This is a genomic window from Photobacterium kishitanii (genome assembly GCF_003026355.1).
Taxonomy (GTDB): domain Bacteria; phylum Pseudomonadota; class Gammaproteobacteria; order Enterobacterales; family Vibrionaceae; genus Photobacterium; species Photobacterium kishitanii.
The window spans coordinates 80,783-100,126 of the sequence record NZ_PYON01000011.1 but is presented as its reverse complement, the minus strand read 5'-3'; the positions used below and the strand labels follow the sequence as shown (position 1 = coordinate 100,126).

At 39.1% G+C, this 19,344-nt stretch carries 15 protein-coding genes; 7 read left to right on the top strand and 8 right to left on the bottom strand.

Annotated features, from left to right (window positions below; genetic code table 11):
• Position 1: 1 nt before the first annotated feature.
• The 3 genes from C0W29_RS13725 to C0W29_RS13715 form a co-directional block, all read right to left on the bottom strand.
• The gene (locus C0W29_RS13725) at positions 2-1,849 is read right to left on the bottom strand and encodes an ATP-dependent nuclease (RefSeq protein WP_045044588.1); all 1,848 of its coding nucleotides are present in this window, start codon (positions 1,847-1,849) and stop codon (positions 2-4) included.
• A 692-nt stretch (positions 1,850-2,541) separates the two neighbouring features.
• Positions 2,542-2,997 carry a YaiI/YqxD family protein gene (locus C0W29_RS13720; RefSeq protein WP_036794967.1) on the bottom strand — a complete coding sequence of 152 codons (456 nt, stop codon included), beginning with the start codon at positions 2,995-2,997 and terminating at the stop codon, positions 2,542-2,544.
• 97 nt (positions 2,998-3,094) lie between these two features.
• On the bottom strand, positions 3,095-4,690 hold the full coding sequence (locus C0W29_RS13715; protein ID WP_036794968.1) for an ABC-F family ATPase: 1,596 nt from the start codon (positions 4,688-4,690) through the stop codon (positions 3,095-3,097).
• A 314-nt stretch (positions 4,691-5,004) separates the two neighbouring features.
• Here C0W29_RS13715 and C0W29_RS13710 point away from each other — a divergent pair, with 314 nt between their 5' ends.
• Positions 5,005-6,297, top strand: coding sequence for a phosphatidylserine decarboxylase family protein (locus C0W29_RS13710; RefSeq protein WP_045044450.1), 1,293 nt, complete (start codon positions 5,005-5,007; stop codon positions 6,295-6,297).
• A gap of 84 nt (positions 6,298-6,381) precedes the next feature.
• Here the strand turns inward: C0W29_RS13710 and C0W29_RS13705 are convergent, their stop codons facing one another.
• Positions 6,382-6,834: a VF530 family protein gene (locus tag C0W29_RS13705; protein ID WP_373455513.1), complete on the bottom strand. Its 453-nt coding sequence runs from the start codon at positions 6,832-6,834 to the stop codon at positions 6,382-6,384.
• 198 nt (positions 6,835-7,032) lie between these two features.
• Between C0W29_RS13705 and rhtB the strand changes: the two genes are divergently transcribed.
• A complete protein-coding gene (gene rhtB, locus C0W29_RS13700) occupies positions 7,033-7,656 on the top strand; it encodes a homoserine/homoserine lactone efflux protein (protein WP_036794971.1) in 624 nt (207 codons plus the stop codon).
• A gap of 66 nt (positions 7,657-7,722) precedes the next feature.
• On the opposite strand, the gene tdh is transcribed toward rhtB, so the two are convergent.
• The gene (tdh, locus tag C0W29_RS13695; RefSeq protein ID WP_036794972.1) at positions 7,723-8,754 is read right to left on the bottom strand and encodes an L-threonine 3-dehydrogenase; all 1,032 of its coding nucleotides are present in this window, start codon (positions 8,752-8,754) and stop codon (positions 7,723-7,725) included.
• Between the two features lie 100 nt (positions 8,755-8,854).
• Positions 8,855-10,048: a glycine C-acetyltransferase gene (locus tag C0W29_RS13690; RefSeq protein WP_036794973.1), complete on the bottom strand. Its 1,194-nt coding sequence runs from the start codon at positions 10,046-10,048 to the stop codon at positions 8,855-8,857.
• Between the two features lie 291 nt (positions 10,049-10,339).
• Here C0W29_RS13690 and C0W29_RS13685 point away from each other — a divergent pair, with 291 nt between their 5' ends.
• From C0W29_RS13685 to C0W29_RS13670, 4 genes are all read left to right on the top strand, one after another.
• Positions 10,340-11,251 (top strand): LysR family transcriptional regulator, encoded by a 912-nt coding sequence (locus C0W29_RS13685; RefSeq protein WP_045044449.1) that lies wholly within the window; start codon positions 10,340-10,342, stop codon positions 11,249-11,251.
• A 187-nt stretch (positions 11,252-11,438) separates the two neighbouring features.
• The gene (locus C0W29_RS13680; RefSeq protein WP_045042775.1) at positions 11,439-11,726 is read left to right on the top strand and encodes a hypothetical protein; all 288 of its coding nucleotides are present in this window, start codon (positions 11,439-11,441) and stop codon (positions 11,724-11,726) included.
• Between the two features lie 150 nt (positions 11,727-11,876).
• Positions 11,877-13,004: an anhydro-N-acetylmuramic acid kinase gene (locus C0W29_RS13675; RefSeq protein WP_045044448.1), complete on the top strand. Its 1,128-nt coding sequence runs from the start codon at positions 11,877-11,879 to the stop codon at positions 13,002-13,004.
• A 45-nt stretch (positions 13,005-13,049) separates the two neighbouring features.
• A complete protein-coding gene (locus tag C0W29_RS13670; protein WP_045044447.1) occupies positions 13,050-14,009 on the top strand; it encodes an LD-carboxypeptidase in 960 nt (319 codons plus the stop codon).
• Between the two features lie 74 nt (positions 14,010-14,083).
• On the opposite strand, the gene def is transcribed toward C0W29_RS13670, so the two are convergent.
• The gene (gene def, locus C0W29_RS13665; RefSeq protein ID WP_036794978.1) at positions 14,084-14,596 is read right to left on the bottom strand and encodes a peptide deformylase; all 513 of its coding nucleotides are present in this window, start codon (positions 14,594-14,596) and stop codon (positions 14,084-14,086) included.
• A 517-nt stretch (positions 14,597-15,113) separates the two neighbouring features.
• Between def and C0W29_RS13660 the strand changes: the two genes are divergently transcribed.
• Positions 15,114-17,315, top strand: a complete 2,202-nt coding sequence (locus tag C0W29_RS13660) for an immunoglobulin-like domain-containing protein (protein ID WP_045044446.1) — start codon at positions 15,114-15,116, stop codon at positions 17,313-17,315.
• Positions 17,316-17,371: 56 nt separating this feature from the next.
• On the opposite strand, the gene C0W29_RS13655 is transcribed toward C0W29_RS13660, so the two are convergent.
• A complete protein-coding gene (locus C0W29_RS13655) occupies positions 17,372-19,333 on the bottom strand; it encodes a response regulator (RefSeq protein ID WP_045044445.1) in 1,962 nt (653 codons plus the stop codon).
• Between the last annotated feature and the right edge of the window lie 11 nt (positions 19,334-19,344).

The following is a 19,344-nucleotide window of genomic DNA, read 5'->3' as shown; positions in this document are numbered from 1 at the left end:
ATTACGCGGGCTCCTCTTCACTGGAAAATGGCTCCGTCACATACTCAATAGCATTTATAATATATGGCGGTAATTTTGCTTTTAGGTCGTCAGGTCGTCCTTCATAACGAGACAACAGGTTAGCCAATGAATAGCTCACCTCACTTTTTCCATCCTCTATAAGGCTATATATCTGTACTGCTCTTTCCTGATTATTTGAGCTTAATGCGCTATAACCATCGAGATTACCTTTGACTACTTCATATAATTCCTCGCTAAGTCCATACTTGGCAAGGCAGAATTCAAAAGTCCATTCATCAGAAATGAAAGTTTTTACATTTTCTCCGTCAAACTCGGATTTCTTCGATTTTCTCTCCTCAATCTGAGGATCAGTCAACTCATTAAGCCAGTGGTGCAGGTTTCCTTTTTTTCTACCACTAGGTCGTTTCTTTTCTTTGAATCCAATACATCCCTCTTCTCCGGTATCTTCTGCTTCACTAGGCCACAAATCTAGATCTGTTAAGCATGCAACTTTAATCGGCAGTGGCTTTGTATCCTCTAAAGGACCAGACCGATAAACTTTTGCGTAGCGCTTTCTGGATAAACCGCTGACATTAACTAGCGATACTCCGTAATCTTCTAAAGGCCTACCTAGCAGTTTCGCGATTTGAGGAATTAGTACAACTTCAGCAATACCTTCTACCAAAAGCACACCAGTTGCAAAAAACATGTTCGCTTTAGTGGAATCTAAAAACTTCTCAAGGAAAATGTAGTCCTCTTTATTGAGAGCTGTGCATCCCTTCCTCAATGGGAAAGCTTGTCCTTTTTGCATCAAAATCAAGTTCTCCAATGGAGCCTTGGATGCAAGCACAGGACTATGAGTAGATAAAATACATTGCAGATTACTATTTTCGGCTCGAAGATAGTTAATGAATTTCAGTTGTAGTTGGGGGTGAAGGTGGGCTTCTGGCTCCTCAACTAATAACAAGGAGTAGTGGTTCTCCTCTTGCTTGATAAGCATTAGCTCGGCTGCCATAAATAGCAAACTACTGTATCCAAGGCCATGCTTAACGCCAGTAGCATCAAGTTCAAGGGATAACTTTTCAAGGATAGCTTTGAGTGCTAAAGCTCTTTCTGAGTCATTCATATCTCCATAATCTTGACTCCCCAAAAGATTTAAAACAGGAGAAAATACATCGTTCCTGAACGTTAGTGAGTTTATTAACTCAGTGATTTTTGCCTGGGTAGACTGAATAGCACTATCTGACTGAATAGCTTTACTAGCATCGGTCAACAACTTAATGATGCGCTCAGTTGTTGTAGAGTCTCCGGCTAAACTAGAGCTGCTGCCAAGAATCTGGGAAAGTCTTGACGATCTTCCAGCTGAAAGTTCAGCTTCTGAATCTCGAAGAGGTTTCAAATACGTCGTGGCGAGGTAATCTCGAATCTCTCTATCAATCGTAGGCCCTTGACCATTGTACCCTGAACGAAATTCAGTCTTAATAAATTGAGTTTTCTTAAAAGGATTTAGTGCTAATTTTGCCTTAAGGTTAACAACCAAAATTGCGCGGTCAGGCCCAGAGACTGTCTCTTCATTCGTTAAATGTTCGAGAAATATTCCCAGCTCCTGTGAAGATAAGTCTTCAAATTTAAGGGTAATACTTAGTTCACTTGTACCATGATGAAAATCAGTATCTTTCAAGCTCACCCATTCAGCAGAAGTCGTATCAAGCGTAAATCTAATAGCATCGATAACCGAGCTTTTACCAGCGTTGTTTTCGCCTACAAGTAAGTTGAGTCCCTTGCTAAAGGACATAGAAAAATCATTGAATTGTCGAAATTTTTTTGCTTTTAATTCTGAAAGATACATATTTTTCATCTAATTTAATTAAAAGGACAAACCTAGAGAGCTCATAGGTAGTCTTGTGAGTATACCCCGAGGAGGATTATTTAATACTTGAAGTAGGTCACATGATCACTGGGAATGGTTAATCATTGGAAAATTGCAGGTATTAGTAAAACTAAGACAAGCGACATGATATCCGAGAACGAGTTCGACTGGTGCTGGCTCATAATGGGGCAGTTTTAAGTTAACCATAGTGACTAACTTAAAAGTGGACAAAACTCGTTAGATTCATATTTCACACAAAATCACTCCGCACCACACGCTCATATTTCAAATAAAAAATTAATCGCTATCTGAAATTTTACAGTGCCGATAATAACAATTAAATAGAATTAATGATTTCTTGAATGTGTTACGAAATATATCTAAAAACCATAACGCCTAATATTAACCAGAATTAAATCCTACCGATTTAAATAAACAATTTCGGCTATTACAGTCAGAATAAATCACCAAACCCCACTCCATTAAATTCACTTATTTTAAATAATTATGGAATTCTATTTTCATGAAGAATACAAAGTAATCAATTAGATTAACAATTCATATTAGCAATAATATTATCAATTGGAATTTTACGTAGAAAGCAGAGGAAATGTGAATACAGCAGAAGGGAGAAAAGGAGGTAAAACAGCGCTTACCTCCAAAGTTATAACTTATTGTATCTTATGATTTTTAGCTAAGAAAGCATCAAGTTTATTAGCGAAATTTTGGCGGTCAGCTTGTGTTAATGCAGACGGTCCACCTGTCTGAATTCCACTACTCCGCATGGTTTCCATAAAGTCACGCATTTGTAGGCGTTGTTTGATGGTGTCTTTCGTATAAAGCTCGCCTCGAGGGTTTAATGCATGTGCGCCTTTGGTGATGAGCTCATCAGCTAAGGGAATATCAGCAGTGATCACTAAATCCCCTACTTCGGCTTGCTGCACAATATAATTATCTGCGACATCAAAGCCTTGTTCTACCTGAATCGAGCGTAAAAAGGGTGATGGCGGTGTACGAATATATTGATTAGCCACCAGCGTTACGTGTATTTTAGCGCGATCGGCTGCGCGAAAAAGAATCTCTTTCACTACGTTTGGACATGCGTCTGCATCAACCCAAATTTTCATTGATCATTCCTTTATTCATTTTATATAAAAAAACCGCCCTATATAAAGGCGGCTTTTATTTAATTCTTTGGCTTAGGCCGCTTCATTATAATGAAACTTAACCAACAAGACCTTTCTTAGCAATGTACTCATCGTACGTACCGTGGAAGTCTTCAACGCCATCTTTAGTGATCTCAATGATACGTGTTGCAACTGATGTTACAAACTGACGGTCGTGTGATACGAACATCAATGTACCTTTGAAGTTCTCTAGTGCAAGGTTCAAGGCTTCGATAGATTCCATATCCATGTGGTTGGTTGGTTCATCCATCAATAGAATGTTTGGACGTTGCATAATTAGCTTACCAAACAACATACGACCTTGCTCACCACCAGAAATCACTTTAACTGATTTCTTAATGTCGTTTTGTGAGAACAGCATACGACCAAGAATACCACGAACAACTTGCTCGTCGTCGCCTTCTTTCTTCCACTGACCCATCCACTCTAATAGCGTAATGTCTTCAGCGAAGTCTTCACTGTGATCCTGTGCGTAGAAACCGATATTATTGTTTTCAGACCACTTAATCATACCTGCCATTGGTTCCATTTGACCAGCAAGCGTATTAAGGAAAGTTGATTTACCGATACCGTTTTCACCGATGATCGCAATGCGCTCACCCACTTCTACCAATAGGTTAACACCATTGATAAGAATATTATCGCCGTAACCTTGCTTTAGGTTCTCAACTTCAAGTGCGTTACGGAACAGTTCTTTTTCCTGATCGAAACGAATGAATGGCGATTGACGGCTAGATGCCTTAACTTCAGAAAGCTGAATCTTATCTAATTGCTTTTGACGAGATGTTGCTTGCTTTGCTTTAGATGCGTTAGCAGAGAAACGGCTTACGAACGTTTGTAGTTCAGCCATTTGCGCTTTTTTCTTCGCATTATCTGCTTGTAGCTGATCACGAGATTGCTCTGCTGCGATCATGTATTCGTCATAGTTACCTGGGAACAGACGCATTTCACCGTAATCTAAGTCAGCCATGTGAGTACATACGCTGTTTAGGAAGTGACGGTCATGCGAGATAATGATCATTGTGCAGTTACGCGCAAGAAGAAGCTGTTCAAGCCATGCAATTGTATGGATGTCCAAGTTGTTCGTTGGTTCGTCAAGAAGCATAATGTCTGGGTTAGCAAACAATACTTGAGCAAGTAACACACGCACTTTAAGACCTGGAGCAACAGCACTCATTAGACCAAAGTGTTGATCTTCTGAAATACCAAGACCTAGAAGAAGTTCACCAGCACGTGCTTCTGCTGAGTAGCCGTCCATTTCTGCGAATTCAACTTCAAGATCAGCAACACGCATACCGTCGTCTTCTGACATATCAGGCATTGCGTAAATGCGGTCACGCTCTTCTTTCACAGTCCATAGTTCTTTATGGCCCATGATTACAGTGTCAACAACACTGTAGTTTTCAAATGCAAATTGATCCTGACCTAACTTAGCCATACGCTCGTTAGGATCAAGAGAAACAGTGCCACCAGATTGCTCTAGTTCGCCACCCAAGATTTTCATGAATGTCGACTTACCACAACCATTTGCGCCGATCAGGCCGTAACGGTTGCCACCACCAAATTTAACTGAGATGTTTTCAAATAATGGCTTATCGCCAAATTGCATTGTGATATTAGCTGTTGAAATCAATGTACTGTTTCCAAAATTTGTGAATATATCGAGCATTAAAAAAGCCGCTTCTTACAAGCGACTTTTCTCTAAATTGTTGTATAGTATAGCAGCTTTCGTGACACACATCACCTCAAAATTATCAGCTAAATAATACTGCAACGAGTCAGTCTACTGCTATTTCATCACGCCGCCATATACACATAACCGATAACTTAACCAACCACGACGGCGAAATAAGAATAATGAAAATTGATTTTATTATAATACTAGATGATAAAAGTCACCCAAATAGTATATTGATTTAAGTTTATACTTATCAAGATGATACTTTTATGCACAGACAGTCTTTGGATAGTGGGTTGCCGCAAAATCAACATCAAATAAATACTTGGATACAGCACCTCAAGCAACGTGCAGATAACAATCCAACCCCCTTAGTACCACCGATCAAGGTATTGCTTGAATTGGTTAAGCAAGACAAACAATTACTGTTACTTTCAAAGCAGATGTTTTGTCCTCCTCAGCAAACACAACAATTACAACTTAGTACGCTGGTGCTTCAATCTTTTGATGAGTTTATTGTGTTACTCAACGCAGTTATGACACAAGCCCCAGCCTATATTCGTTCTAATAACCTCACAGCTGAAGCATTTAACCCTAGCGGTTTTATAGGTCTACCGATTAATGCTTTGCTCACGGCAGCTATAACATCAACTGCAAGTCGGCATTTTTTTTCTAACCAGCTAGTCTGTCAACAATTTAAGAAAATATTGACCTATTGGTCGGTTTATTTGACAAGTGAAGCATCACGTGATGTGTTGATACAAGATTGTCTTAATCAAGAGCCTCAGATACTGGCATGGCTAAATCCAATCGTTCAAGAGCAAATAATAGACATTGCTTGTCAAGCTAGCTTTGATCCCGCGTTAAAAGCATTTCCATTTGAGCATTATTTTGAATGTGACCCAAATGATGAATTCTACGGTTTCAAATCGTGGGATGACTTTTTTACTCGAAAATTTACTTCAAGTATTCGCCCTATCGCTGCAGGTGAGGATATTATTGCTAACCCGTGTGAATCAGCGCCATTACAAGTCGTAGAGAATGTAGAACTAAATGCAAAATTTTGGCTGAAGGGACATCCTTATTCACTGCAAAATATGATGAATTTTGATCCTCTCGCTGAACAGTTTGTTGGCGGTACCGTATACCAAGCTTACTTAAACGCATTAAGTTATCACCGCTGGCACAGCCCCGTTTCAGGCACCATAAAAAAAATTGATATTGTTAATGGCAGCTATGATTATGCGCCAAGCTCGTCGCTACCATTTCTCACAGCGGTCGCAACCCGTGCGATTATTTTTATAGAGTCAGATAATCCCTATATTGGATTAATGTGTTTTATCGCTGTAGGGATCGCAGAAGTGTCATCTTGTGAAGTCACAGTCACTCAAGGGCAACATGTAGATAAAGGTCAGCAACTCGGTATGTTTCACTGTGGTGGCTCAACACACTGTCTTATTTTTGGCCCACACGTTAATCTTAGTTTTGATTTCCATCGTACTGAGCCTGGGCTTAATGCGACTAATATACCGGTCTGTTCTTGTATTGCCGTCGTTAATTGATAAATAAAAAAACACCTTAATACATCGCTGATAACGAAATATTTAAGGTGTTTTTATTATCATATTAATCAAATATCAATATGCTTAACGGCGACGATTACGGCCATTATTTGAACGTTCTTTATGCGCTGATGCTGCTTTTGCTTGCGATAGCAAAATAGATTCAACGGTTAGTTCCATTGGTGTTTTTGGCGTAATACCATGAGCAAAAGTACGCATGCGTGGTGGTAACTCAAATTCAGCCGCTGATGCGCGCGGCATACGCTTAAAACGAGACAGATAAAATGCCTCTACTTTCTCACGCGCCCACTCTGTTTTTTTCAAATATTTCACACTACTTGCAATTGAAGGTTTGGTATTAAAACAATTCATGCGCATTGCAGTATCAAGAATTTCCCAGCCATAATGATCAACTAATTCCGTTATCATTTTCTCTAAGCTAAGACCATGTAATGGATTATTTTGTAGTAATTGCTGCTCTAGCGTCAATTCTTTTGGCGCTTTTTGTTGTTGTGGTTGTTGTTCTAACTCTGACATCATTATTCCTAGCAGGTATTGGCTGAGTGCTAAGGTTATTATACTGGTAATAACTGACTACGCATCAATAAAAAAGACAAGATTTCTCTTGTTGACGCTCAATTGTCATTCATATTGATGATTTAACTAGCTTAAGATACCCTTACCACATAAACAATACCAATCAGTCGTTATGCATACAACGCACAGGAGTCGACAATGAGCATGGATATTTGGTTAACCTTTTTATGTGCTGCTATTTTATTATCCCTCATCCCCGGTGCTGGGGCTATTTCAACCATGTCAAACACCATTAAACATGGCTTTAAAACAACATTGGTCGGTAACCTTGGTCTACAAACCGGCAATCTGATTAATATCATCATTGTTGGTGCGGGACTCGGGGCTTTGTTGGCAGAATCTGAAACAGCTTTTAGCGTCATAAAATGGGGCGGGGTCTTCTATTTAATTTACCTTGGTTATCAAAAATTCCAAGAGGCTGGCACCATTAATTTAGATCAAGCCAATAGTGTTACTGCCTCTTATTCTCGACTGTTTACTAAAGCGGTTATTGTTAATATTACCAACCCTAAAAGCATCATGTTCTTGGTTGCCCTACTACCACAGTTTTTAACACCGACAGGTTCACACTGGTACCAACTGACCCTATTAGGTTCAACAATGATTACTGTTGATTTAGTTGTCATGATTGGTTATTCATTATTAGCAACCCGGTTAATGCGAATTGTAAAAGATGCACGTCGAATGAAATTACAAAATCAAATTTTTGGTTCATTATTTATTGGTGCAGGCGCGCTATTAAGTTTTAGTCGCCATCATTAACGCTTATTTATATAGGCATAAAAAAAGCGAGCATCAAGCTCGCTTTTTTAATCATTTAAATAATGCTTATTCCCAATCGAGAATAACTTTACCTGACATGCCTGAACGCATTACGTCAAAGCCTTGCTGGAAATCATCAATCTTATAATGGTGCGTAATAATCGGCGTTAGATCTAAGCCTGATTGGATTAAACTTGCCATTTTATACCAAGTTTCAAACATTTCGCGACCGTAGATACCTTTAATGATCAAACCTTTAAAGATTACCTGAGTCCAATCAATGCCCATATCTGATGGTGGAATGCCTAGTAATGCAATCTTACCGCCATGGTTCATGCTTGATAACATGCTGTTAAATGCCATTGGATTACCTGACATTTCTAGACCAACATCAAAGCCTTCTTTCATGCCTAATTCAGCCATAACATCCGTTAGGTTTTCATTGGCAACGTTAACCGCACGAGTTACGCCCATTTCACGCGCAAGATTCAAGCGGTATTCGTTCACATCAGTGATCACAACATGGCGAGCACCAACATGTTTAGCAACAGCCGCAGCCATAATACCAATTGGACCAGCACCAGTGATCAATACATCTTCACCAACAAGATCAAAAGATAAAGCAGTATGAACAGCGTTACCAAACGGGTCAAAAATCGATGCTAAGTCATCTGAAATATCATCAGGGATTTTAAACGCGTTAAATGCAGGAATAACCAAGAACTCTGCAAATGCACCTTCACGGTTTACACCGACACCGATAGTATTACGGCATAAATGGGTACGGCCACCACGACAATTACGGCAATGTCCGCATGTGATATGACCTTCACCAGAAACACGATCACCAAGGTTAAAGCCACGTACTTCTTGTCCCATGCCGACAACTTCGCCAACATATTCGTGACCAACAACCATTGGAACAGGAATGGTTTTTTGTGACCATTCATCCCAGTTGTAGATATGCACGTCAGTACCACAGATAGCTGTTTTCTTGATACGAATCAGTAGATCATTATGCCCCATTTGCGGCTTATCTACTTCCGTCATCCAGATACCTTCTTCAGGCTTTAACTTAGCAAGAGCTTTGATTTTCATAACACTTATTCCATAAAGCTAGAACAACCTCAGTGGGCGTTCTATACAATAGCCTTAACAGATTGCTAAGGCCGTGCCGATGTTAACAACGAAAAGCGAATTAAATAATAGCCATCTCTTTGCCCACTTCGATAAAGACATCAATTGCTTTATCAAGTTGCTCACGAGTATGGGCTGCTGACATTTGAGTACGAATACGTGCTTTGCCGTTCGGTACTACTGGGAATGAGAAACCGACAACGTAAATACCTTTCGCTAATGCGCGCTCTGCAAATTCTGCCGCAACTTTCGCATCACCCAACATGATTGGAATGATAGCGTGATCAGCACCAGCCATAGTAAAGCCAGCATCTGTCATACGGGTACGGAAATGGGCTGCGTTTAGCCATAAGTTGTCGCGCAAATCACCACTTTCAGCCAATAAATCAATAACACGGTTTGATGCGGCTACAATCGCAGGGGCAACTGAGTTTGAGAATAGGTATGGACGCGAACGCTGGCGTAACCAATCAATCACTTCTTTCTTACCAGACGTATAACCGCCTGATGCGCCACCCATTGCTTTACCTAATGTACCTGTAATGATGTCAATACGATCGATCACATTATGGTGCTCATGAGTACCACGACCATTAGCCCCCATGAAACCTACTGCGTGTGAGTCATCAACCATCACAAGTGCATCATATTTATCAGCTAAATCACAAATAGCAGGTAGATTAGCGACGACACCATCCATTGAGAATACACCGTCAGTTACGATCAATGTATTACGTGCGCCAGCTTCTTTAGCAGCGATCAATTGTTGCTCAAGCTCTTCCATATTGTTATTTGAGTAACGGAAGCGCATTGCTTTACATAAACGTACACCATCAATAATAGACGCGTGGTTTAGTGCATCAGAAATGATCGCATCTTCAGCGCCTAAAATCGTTTCAAATAAACCAGTATTAGCATCAAAACATGAGGTGTAAAGAATGGTATCTTCCATTCCTAGGAAATCTGATAATTTTTTCTCTAGCTCTTTATGCGCATCTTGTGTTCCACAAATAAAGCGAACAGATGCCATACCAAAGCCATGTTGATCCATGCCTGCTTTTGCAGCTGCAATCAATTCAGGGTGGTTTGCTAAGCCTAAATAGTTGTTAGCACAGAAGTTCAATACTTCTTCACCCGATTGAATTGAAACTGCAGCTTTTTGCGCTGATGTAATAATACGCTCAGATTTGTACAAACCTTCAGCTTTAACATCTTCAATTTGCTGATTTATTTGCTTATAGAATGCAGAAGACATGTGTTCCTCACAGATTTATTGGATGGTTAAGAAGGCTAAATCGCTAATAAAACCTAAAAGCTACTCTCCTAGACCAATAACACACTACAATCGCAGCATGAAATATTGGAATCTAGGTAGATAGAATTCCTTTTACACCTTTTTTATTTGAAAATCGTCAACTATTTGGTGTTTTTTATCAACTCTTTGAACTAGAACTTGATTGGTTACTTTTCAGCATTCTAATTCAAACTCAACCACAGTATTATCCCATACCATGGAAAATGATTATTGACCCTCAGGCACAAATGAATGGAAACTAATAAGCTCATCGCACTAATGCCAGATCTGGCTGTTTTTATCGTGGTGGTTGATGAAGGCAGTTATACCGCTGCAGCTAAAAAGCTTAATGTCACCCCTTCCGCATTGAGTAAACAAATCTCTCGTTTAGAAACGGCACTTTCAGTTAAATTATTAGAGCGAACCACACGTAAACTAATGATCAGCGAGTCGGGCAAGCGCATTTATACTCAATGTACTACGATGTTTGATGCCGCCAAAAAGGCTATTGAAATATCACATTCAGAGCCGATAGTGCCTGCTGGAATGATAACGGTTGCAGCCCCAAAAGCATTTTTATCGATTGTATTACAACCTCTAGTCACGCCATTTTTGACTCAATACCCTGATATTCAACTAAAACTTAAAGCCCGCGACGGTGAAATTGATATCCTTAAAGAAGGGATTGATGTGGTGTTTCGGTTGACAGAAAAACCCAGTGAAGATCTCGTTTTAAAACAGATCGGCAAAGTCGATCTTATGCTATGTGCTAGCCCTGATTACCTTGCTCTGCGTGGTACACCGACGACGCCATTGGATCTTATCCATCATGACTGCTTATATTTAGGTGAAACCAGCACCGACAATATTTGGGAATTTGAACAACAACAAACGCGGCATCGAGTGACAGTCAGTGGTCGCTATGCGGTTAATCACTCTCAAATGCGACTTAATGGGGTAAAAGATAATTTAGGCATTGGTATATTCCCTGATTTTGTGATCAAGGATGCATTACAACAAGGCAGCGTTATTCGAGTGTTACCCACATGGACAATCCGCGGTAATTATCACGGTGATATTGCACTACAATATGCGCCAACTAAATTTATGCCAGCACGGTTAAGAGCATTTATTGACTACGTGATAGCAAATTTTAACTCGTAAATCATTGATTAATTAGGAAAATGTGCGTTTTTGTCACTTTTAGTTTTTTTTAAGCCTCATTTTTGTCGTGATGCTAAAGTTATCATTTTGACAATACTGATAGACTTAACGCATAAAAGGTCATCACAAAATAAAGGACAATCGGTCCTCTCAATGTATGCCTCCAATGATAAAAGGATAAGTGTTCATGCACTCAAAAATCATAGAAAATCATGATGAATTAATCCACTGGATGCGTTTAGTCGAGAATACGTATGGTCGTTCGATTCTAACTGATACCGCGATTCATTTTGTTTCAGGTACTTATGACGATGGTACAACCGGCCACATGATTGAAATATTTGATCTTGATGATGCGATCATTGCCAGCTCTGCGGTTAGTCATGAACTAGCTGAATTTGCAAATAAAATGAACAGTGTTGTTCAACAGCAAGGATCTCAAAGCCTAGCAGCTTCACGTACCGTTATGCATTGATCGCAATAAACTAAATATTCCATCTACGCTTTATTTCTCAGTCACTTCTGATTAAAGTGACTGCATACCTTATACTGTGATCAGTATAATTAACTGGTTTAACGAGTGTAAAAATCACTGCTGTTAAATTGAAATATAGTGGGAATCGCGATGGAAAAATATATTGGTTTAATGTCAGGTACGAGTATGGATGGCGTTGACGCTGTTCTCGTTGAAATTAACAACAATAATATTCAGTTACTTGGATCGCATCCCTTTGCTATGGGTAATAACCTCAAACAATCTTTATTAGATATCTGTTTAGGCCAACCAACTAACTTACAAACATTAGGTGAACTCGACCATCGTTTAGGTCACCTTTTTGCTGATGCCGTATTAGCACTACTAAAAAAAACCAATACTCAAGCCGCTGATGTCACAGCTATTGGCAGCCATGGTCAAACGGTATTTCACTCGCCACATACTGAATATGCATTTACGATGCAAATTGGTGATGCCAATATAATTGCCGCAAAAACAGGCATTACTACCATTGCTGATTTTCGTCGTAAAGATATGGCATTTGGTGGCCAAGGCGCGCCACTGGTGCCCGCTTTCCATCAACAACTTTTTAGCTCGACCCAATGTACCCGTGTTATTTTAAATATTGGCGGCATTGCAAATATTACCGTATTAGAACCCAATAAAGCTGTAACAGGGTTTGATACAGGCCCTGGTAATATGTTGATGGATGCATGGATCAACCTCCACCAGCAAAAAAATTATGATGAAGACGGCAACTGGGCACGTTCAGGCAGCATTAGCACTCCATTATTAACACTTTTATTATCAGAACCCTATTTAGAGCAACCAGCACCTAAAAGTACTGGTCGTGAGTTGTTTAACCTCACATGGTTACAACAATACTTAGCTGATCCTGCTATTGAGAAACTGCAACTTTCTGCTTGCGATATTCAAGCAACACTCACTGAATATACCGCCCAAACCATCGCTAATGAGGTTAAAAAAACGGGCTTAACAACAACCGTTAATCCAAATGAACTCTTAGTTTGTGGTGGCGGTGCTCATAATTCTATTTTAATGCAGCGCCTGACAGAGTTACTCCCAAACTGGTGTGTTATGACAACCGCAGATCGGGGTGTCGATATTGATAACATGGAAGCAATGGCTTTTGCATGGCTGGCATACCGTACTATGCATCATCAATCTGGTAATTTACCCGAAGTCACAGGAGCTCGTCGCTTAGCGCAATTAGGGGCTATTTATCCTGCAGACTAAACATCGTATCTATCGATGATTATTTACCTTTGATGAGAATTAGCCATGAATAAACAAGCTGCAAACATTCCATATAAAAATCTAGCCCTTATCGCTTGCTCTACTCAATATGAGCCTTCACAAGTGCCACAAGTAACGGCTATTTTGGCGCAACACGGTTATCAAGTCAGTTGCCAGTATTTACAACAAAATATCTCTGATTTTGGCTACGTTGATACCGATCAAGCACGAGCACATAACCTAATTCAAGCATTACTTGATCCGACAATTGAAGTGTTATGGTTTTATCGAGGTGGTGGCGGTGCATTAAACCTATTGCCATACCTACATCGTTATAAACAACAGCTATTAGCAATTCCAGCAAAACTGATTGTAGGATTCAGTGATGTGACAGCTATTCATGGCTTTTTAAATAACGAGCTAGGATGGCGCTCTATTCATGGTGTAAATGCTAATAATCATCTTGAGATGGGTGCAACGAATCTACAGCCTTTGCCTGATATAACAGCGTTAATGACGCGAGGCGTTGTTTACGATAATGTCTTACCACTTAATGCATTAGCACAACAGGCTGCATCTATCAGTGGTACGTTAATCGGTGGTAATCATACGCTTGTGGCTGCAACATTTGGTACTCACTACCAAGCTGATTTTGAAGATAAGATCTTAATACTTGAAGATATTGGGGTCACCTTTCGTCAGCTAGATAGATATTTACAACAATTATTATTTCTAAAAGATGATAATTTAAAAGCAATTATTTTTGGTCAATATTATTCCATAGACCCAACCGACCAAGAACGCATGATGTATAAAGCGGTATTACAACAATTTGCAGCGCAATACGATAAGCCGGTTTATTACTTCCCTTTCTTTGGCCATGGAAAATATAACCAATCTTTTATTCTCGGTGAAAGTATCACGTTACAACGTAACCAAGATTCAACGGGATTAGACATGACTGAATACGCAACATGTATTCAAACTCCCTTTCACAGTAAATAAATCGTCATCATTTACCAATAAAAAAGGCTGCTGAGCAGTTCTCAACAGCCTTTCGATAGCGACGGTTTAAATGGTTATTTCGCTTGCGTCTTCAGGAATTTCTTCACTTTCTTCATTGCCATTTGGCGCTTAAGAGGTGAAAGATAATCAATGAAAAGAATACCTTTTAGGTGATCAATTTCATGCTGGAGTGCGATAGCAAGAAAATCATCACGCTCAAGGTGAATATCATTACCATCACGATCAAGCGCAGTTAATTCGATTTTTTCAAAGCGCTCTACATCTGCGTAGTAATCAGGTACTGATAGACAGCCTTCCTGACCAATCACTGGATTTTCACCACGAACGATCTTAGGGTTAACGAATACCTGTGGTTCATCACGCTCTTCAGATAAGTCGATAACAATAATAGATTCTTTGCGGCCTACTTGAGGAGCTGCTAAACCAATACCATTACCCGTTTCGTACATGGTTTGTAGCATGTCGTCGATAAGCGTTTGGATATGTTCAGCTTTTACATCTGTTACTTCTTCAGCTTGAACGCGTAGCTTTGGATTTGGTTCGGTTAAAATTTCTAAAACTGCCATTTTATCTCTTACTTAATCTAGTATTTAGGTTACTTTGCAGTAACTTATCAGATTAACGCTCAGGATCATAATCCCAACGTATATTCTGTTGATGGTGCTATTTTACCTAGAAAATGGCCTCAGCAACAATTGATAATAACAATTAATCTAATAAGTGAATCTAATTTAATACTAAAACCATAATAAAAAAGACCGTTTTATTAATATGTATTCATAATCTAGTAATAACTGATCTCGATGTTATCTCCTCTTTAAGTGTAGTGTTTTTTATATTTGCGCTTACTTTATATATTATTTCTGCTCAAAACCTCACCCCAAATAACTCATCGTTCAATTACGATTTAATAATGACAAAATTCAGTCAGATATTGACACTGTCTCGACAATTAATTGACACTGTAAGCATCTGTTTTAAAAGTTTTTTGTTACAAAATCACACTTCTAATAAATACCTATTGTGATAGCATTTATTCGCTCTTAGATTATAACAACTCCTACTTATATCAGGGTCAAATAAATGAATAAAAAAATAACAGTCTTAACATTAAACGCTGTAGCTCTAGCGTTAGCCTCGATGAGTTTTGCCGCTAATGCCGGCGAAAAGATGGTTAACCCTGAAGGTGGTGTTGTTGTAGGTTATTGGCATAACTGGGCTGATGGCCGAGGTTATAAAGCAGGTAATGCCCCGGCAATGACCTTAGAAGCAACGAACCCAATGTATAATGTGGTTGCTGTTTCTTTCATGAAAGTTTACGACCTTGCTGAAGGCCGTATCCCTACTTTTCATTTAGATCCTGCAACAGGTTTAACTGAATCACAATTTATCGCTCAAATTAAGCAACTTAACGATCAAGGCCGTGCAGTAATACTGGCGCTTGGTGGTGCTGATGCACATGTTGAATTACAAAAAGGCGACGAAGATGCTTTCGCTGCTGAAGTTATTCGTCTAACCGACCTTTACGGGTTTGATGGTTTAGATATCGATCTTGAGCAAGCGGCGATTGATGCTAAAGATAACCAAACTGTTATCCCTGCGGCATTACGTATCGTAAAAGATCACTACCGTGAGCAAGGTAAAAACTTCCTGATCACCATGGCACCTGAATTCCCATACTTAACGGCTGCTGGTAAGTATGTTCCTTATATCACAGGGCTTGACGGTTATTATGATTGGATCAACCCGCAGTTTTATAACCAAGGTGGCGACGGTGTTTATGTTGAAGGCCCTGGCTGGATTGCGCAAAACAACGATGCGCTAAAAGAAGAATTCATCTATTACATTGCTGATTCATTAGTTAACGGTACCCGCGGCTTTACAACAATTCCGCATGATAAGTTAGTTTTTGGTATTCCAACTAATATCGATGCTGCAGCGACAGGCTTTATTAAAGAGCCTCAAGATCTGTTTAATGCGTTTAAACGTTTAGAGAACCAAGCTCAACCTCTTCGTGGTGTAATGACATGGTCGATTAACTGGGATATCGGCACTGACGCATCAGGTAAAGCATACAACAGCAGCTTTATTAATACCTATGGTCCATTTATTCATAGTCAAACACCACCAGTAGTACAACCGGGTAAGCCAAGCTTTACTGGTATCGCTGATGTTCGAGTGCAACATAAATCAACATTTAATGAAATGTCAGGCGTAACCGCAAACGACAAAGAAGATGGTAATCTAACATCGTCTATTGCCGTAACGGGTTCTGTTGATACTCAACGTGTTGGTGAATATGTACTGACTTATTCAGTTACTGATTCTGATAACAACGAAACAGTATCGCCGCGTAAAGTAACTGTATTTAGCGCCCTTCCAACCTTCACTGGCGTAGCAAATAGCGTTATTAAAGTGGGTGAAAACTTTGACCCAATGGCAGGCGTTGCAGCAACAGATGCTGAAGACGGCGATCTAACGGCAAAAATATTAGTCTCTGGCACAGTAAACACTGCAATTGCGGGTCAATATGAGCTTGTTTATAGCATTACTGACAGTGCTAACCAAACCGTAACTGTAAAACGTGTAGTGGTTGTTAACGATGGCTCTATCGTATGTACTCCAGCATGGCAAGCCGATGCTACTTATGTTGAAGGTGATGTAGTAAGTCACAATGGTAAAGAGTGGCAAGCGGGTTGGTGGACACAAGGTAATGAACCAGGCACAACTGGCGAATGGGGGGTGTGGCGTGAAGTTGGTGATACCGATTGTGGTGGCGGTACAGAGCAACCTGATGTTGATTTTACTGCAACTTTAACGGGTGTTAATGGTAATTACACAATCACTAACGGCACGGCAAAATTAACCCTTAATTACAGCGCTAATAAAGCGAGTTCAGTACAGATCGATGTTATTGATACAATGGGCTACCCTGTTTCAGGTGGGCAATTTACCGATAGTGTAGATAGCAACAAAACGATTAATATGGTACTTAACGATGTTGTTGCAGGTAAATATTCACTGCGTATGATCGCAACATCAAACAATGAAAACGTAGAACAGCGTTTAGATTTTACACTTGAAGATAAAGGCACCGTTGAGCCGCCAGTAACTGATGCTCCTGCGTATGAAGCAGGTAAAGCCTATCTTGCTGGAGATAAAGTGCTAGCTAACGATGGTAATATTTACCAATGTAAACCATGGCCTTACACTGGCTGGTGTGCTAGCGCATCTTATGCTCCAGGTACATCTCAATACTGGGCTGATGCTTGGGACAAGCTATAATTAATTGTCGCCAATAGTTATCGATAATTAATACTAACCAGCAGTAAGTACAGAGCTTATTGCTGGTTTTTTTGTAGTAATGGTAGCGTTCCTATTTGTAAAAAGGCCTGTTCTAATGTTCGAGATAGGTTTTTCTTATCTATTGGCTTTGATAGATAATCATCCATACCAGCGTCAAGACAATGTTGTTTTTCCTGTTCAAGCACGTTAGCCGTTAACGCAATAATATATGGCTGTACGATATCCATACGACGAATACGTTGCGTTGCCTCAATACCGCCCATATTGGGCATTTGGCAATCCATCAAAATCACATCGGTAACATGACCATGAATGTAATCAATCGCCAACACACCATCGCTAACAATATTAATATCCAATAAACCAAAAGAACCTAAAAATGCCTTGATTAACTGTTGATTTACTTTACTGTCTTCAACAACTAAAATGCGTTTATCTGCATAAAAACTTAAATCATTTTTATAATTTTCACTGCAACTCATCGCTTGTGGATGATCGCAACATTTAAGGTTAACATTAAACCAAAATGTTGTACCTTTACCTAGTTCGCTAATGACATTTAATGTCGTCGCCATTAACTGACACAAACTATTCGAAATGGATAAACCTAGTCCTGTTCCACCAAATTGACGCGAGATAGAACCATCTGCTTGTGTATAAGAATCAAAAATAGTATCAATACTTTCAGGAGCAATACCTATTCCTGAGTCTTTAACGCTAAAACATAGCTGTTGGTGTAACCCTAGCTGATCATGAGGTGTTGTTGAGCTTCTATCAATATCGTCTAATAACCCCACCCTCAATTCAATGCTTCCACGATGGGTAAATTTAACAGCATTACCTAACAAATTCGTTAAAATTTGCCGTATTCGTCCTTCATCAGCATCAAAATAAGGAGCTATATTGGCATCGATATCCGTGTATAGCTGAATGTTTTTTTCTCGTAACTGATGTTCAAAAGGAGCAATGCAGCCGTGAATAAACGTTTCTAAATGAAAATGATTAAAACGTAATTCAACATTACCCGCTTCTAATTTTGAATAGTCCAATATTTCATCAATAATAATAAGTAACGCATTTGCTGATTGCTTAATATATTCAACCTGCTGTTTTGATTGATAATCTAATTTTTTATCCTCTAAACATTGTACAAATCCTAAGACACCGTTCATTGGCGTTCGTATTTCATGGCTCATATTTGCCATAAAATTACCTTTTATTCGCAATGCTTCATTTAGTTGGTTAGTTTGTTGCTGTAACTTATTGTTCAACCCTTGTAGCTTGGTTTCATTATCAAAAATATAGTTATCCACTTTACTGAGTTTGATCGCTAATAGTGATACTTCACTATCATCTTTTTTCAATCCTGAAATATCTAACCGCCCAGATCCCATCTTCGTTAATTCACGAATGAGATAATTTAATGGTTGGGTAACTTTGTGGTACATATAAAAAAGAATAAATACAATAAAAAACAAAAAAGGTAAAACATAAATCAATATTTGGATCACTATCGTTTTAATAATATTGCTAGAACTATAATAAACGACATATTTGAAAATTGGGTCCCCATTAAAATAAGCCGGATAACTTAATAGATAATCCTGTTTATATCTAGATAATCCTGATATATAAAGAAATGGCCTTAAATTAAGATCTTGGGCATCATCTGAATGATAATAATGGAGAAGTTTATTATTAAAATCATAAACAGATAATGAACGAATTTCTTTATACTGACTAATTAAGCGATTAAATTCTAATGATGACTCCGTATCTTGAAATACGATCGTATCTATAAAAACAGGTGCCAGTGCATTCATCATGACTTTTACGTTTTTAACTAAACGCTGAGTATTACTATAATAACTGAGTGTTAATGCTGTTAACATGACACAAATTAATACGCCACTCATCATTAAAGCAATTTTATGAAACAACCCTTTTTGTGATTTGAGTTGCTGACTAATACAATAAGTCTCAGATGTATTTTGCATAAAGTACCCCT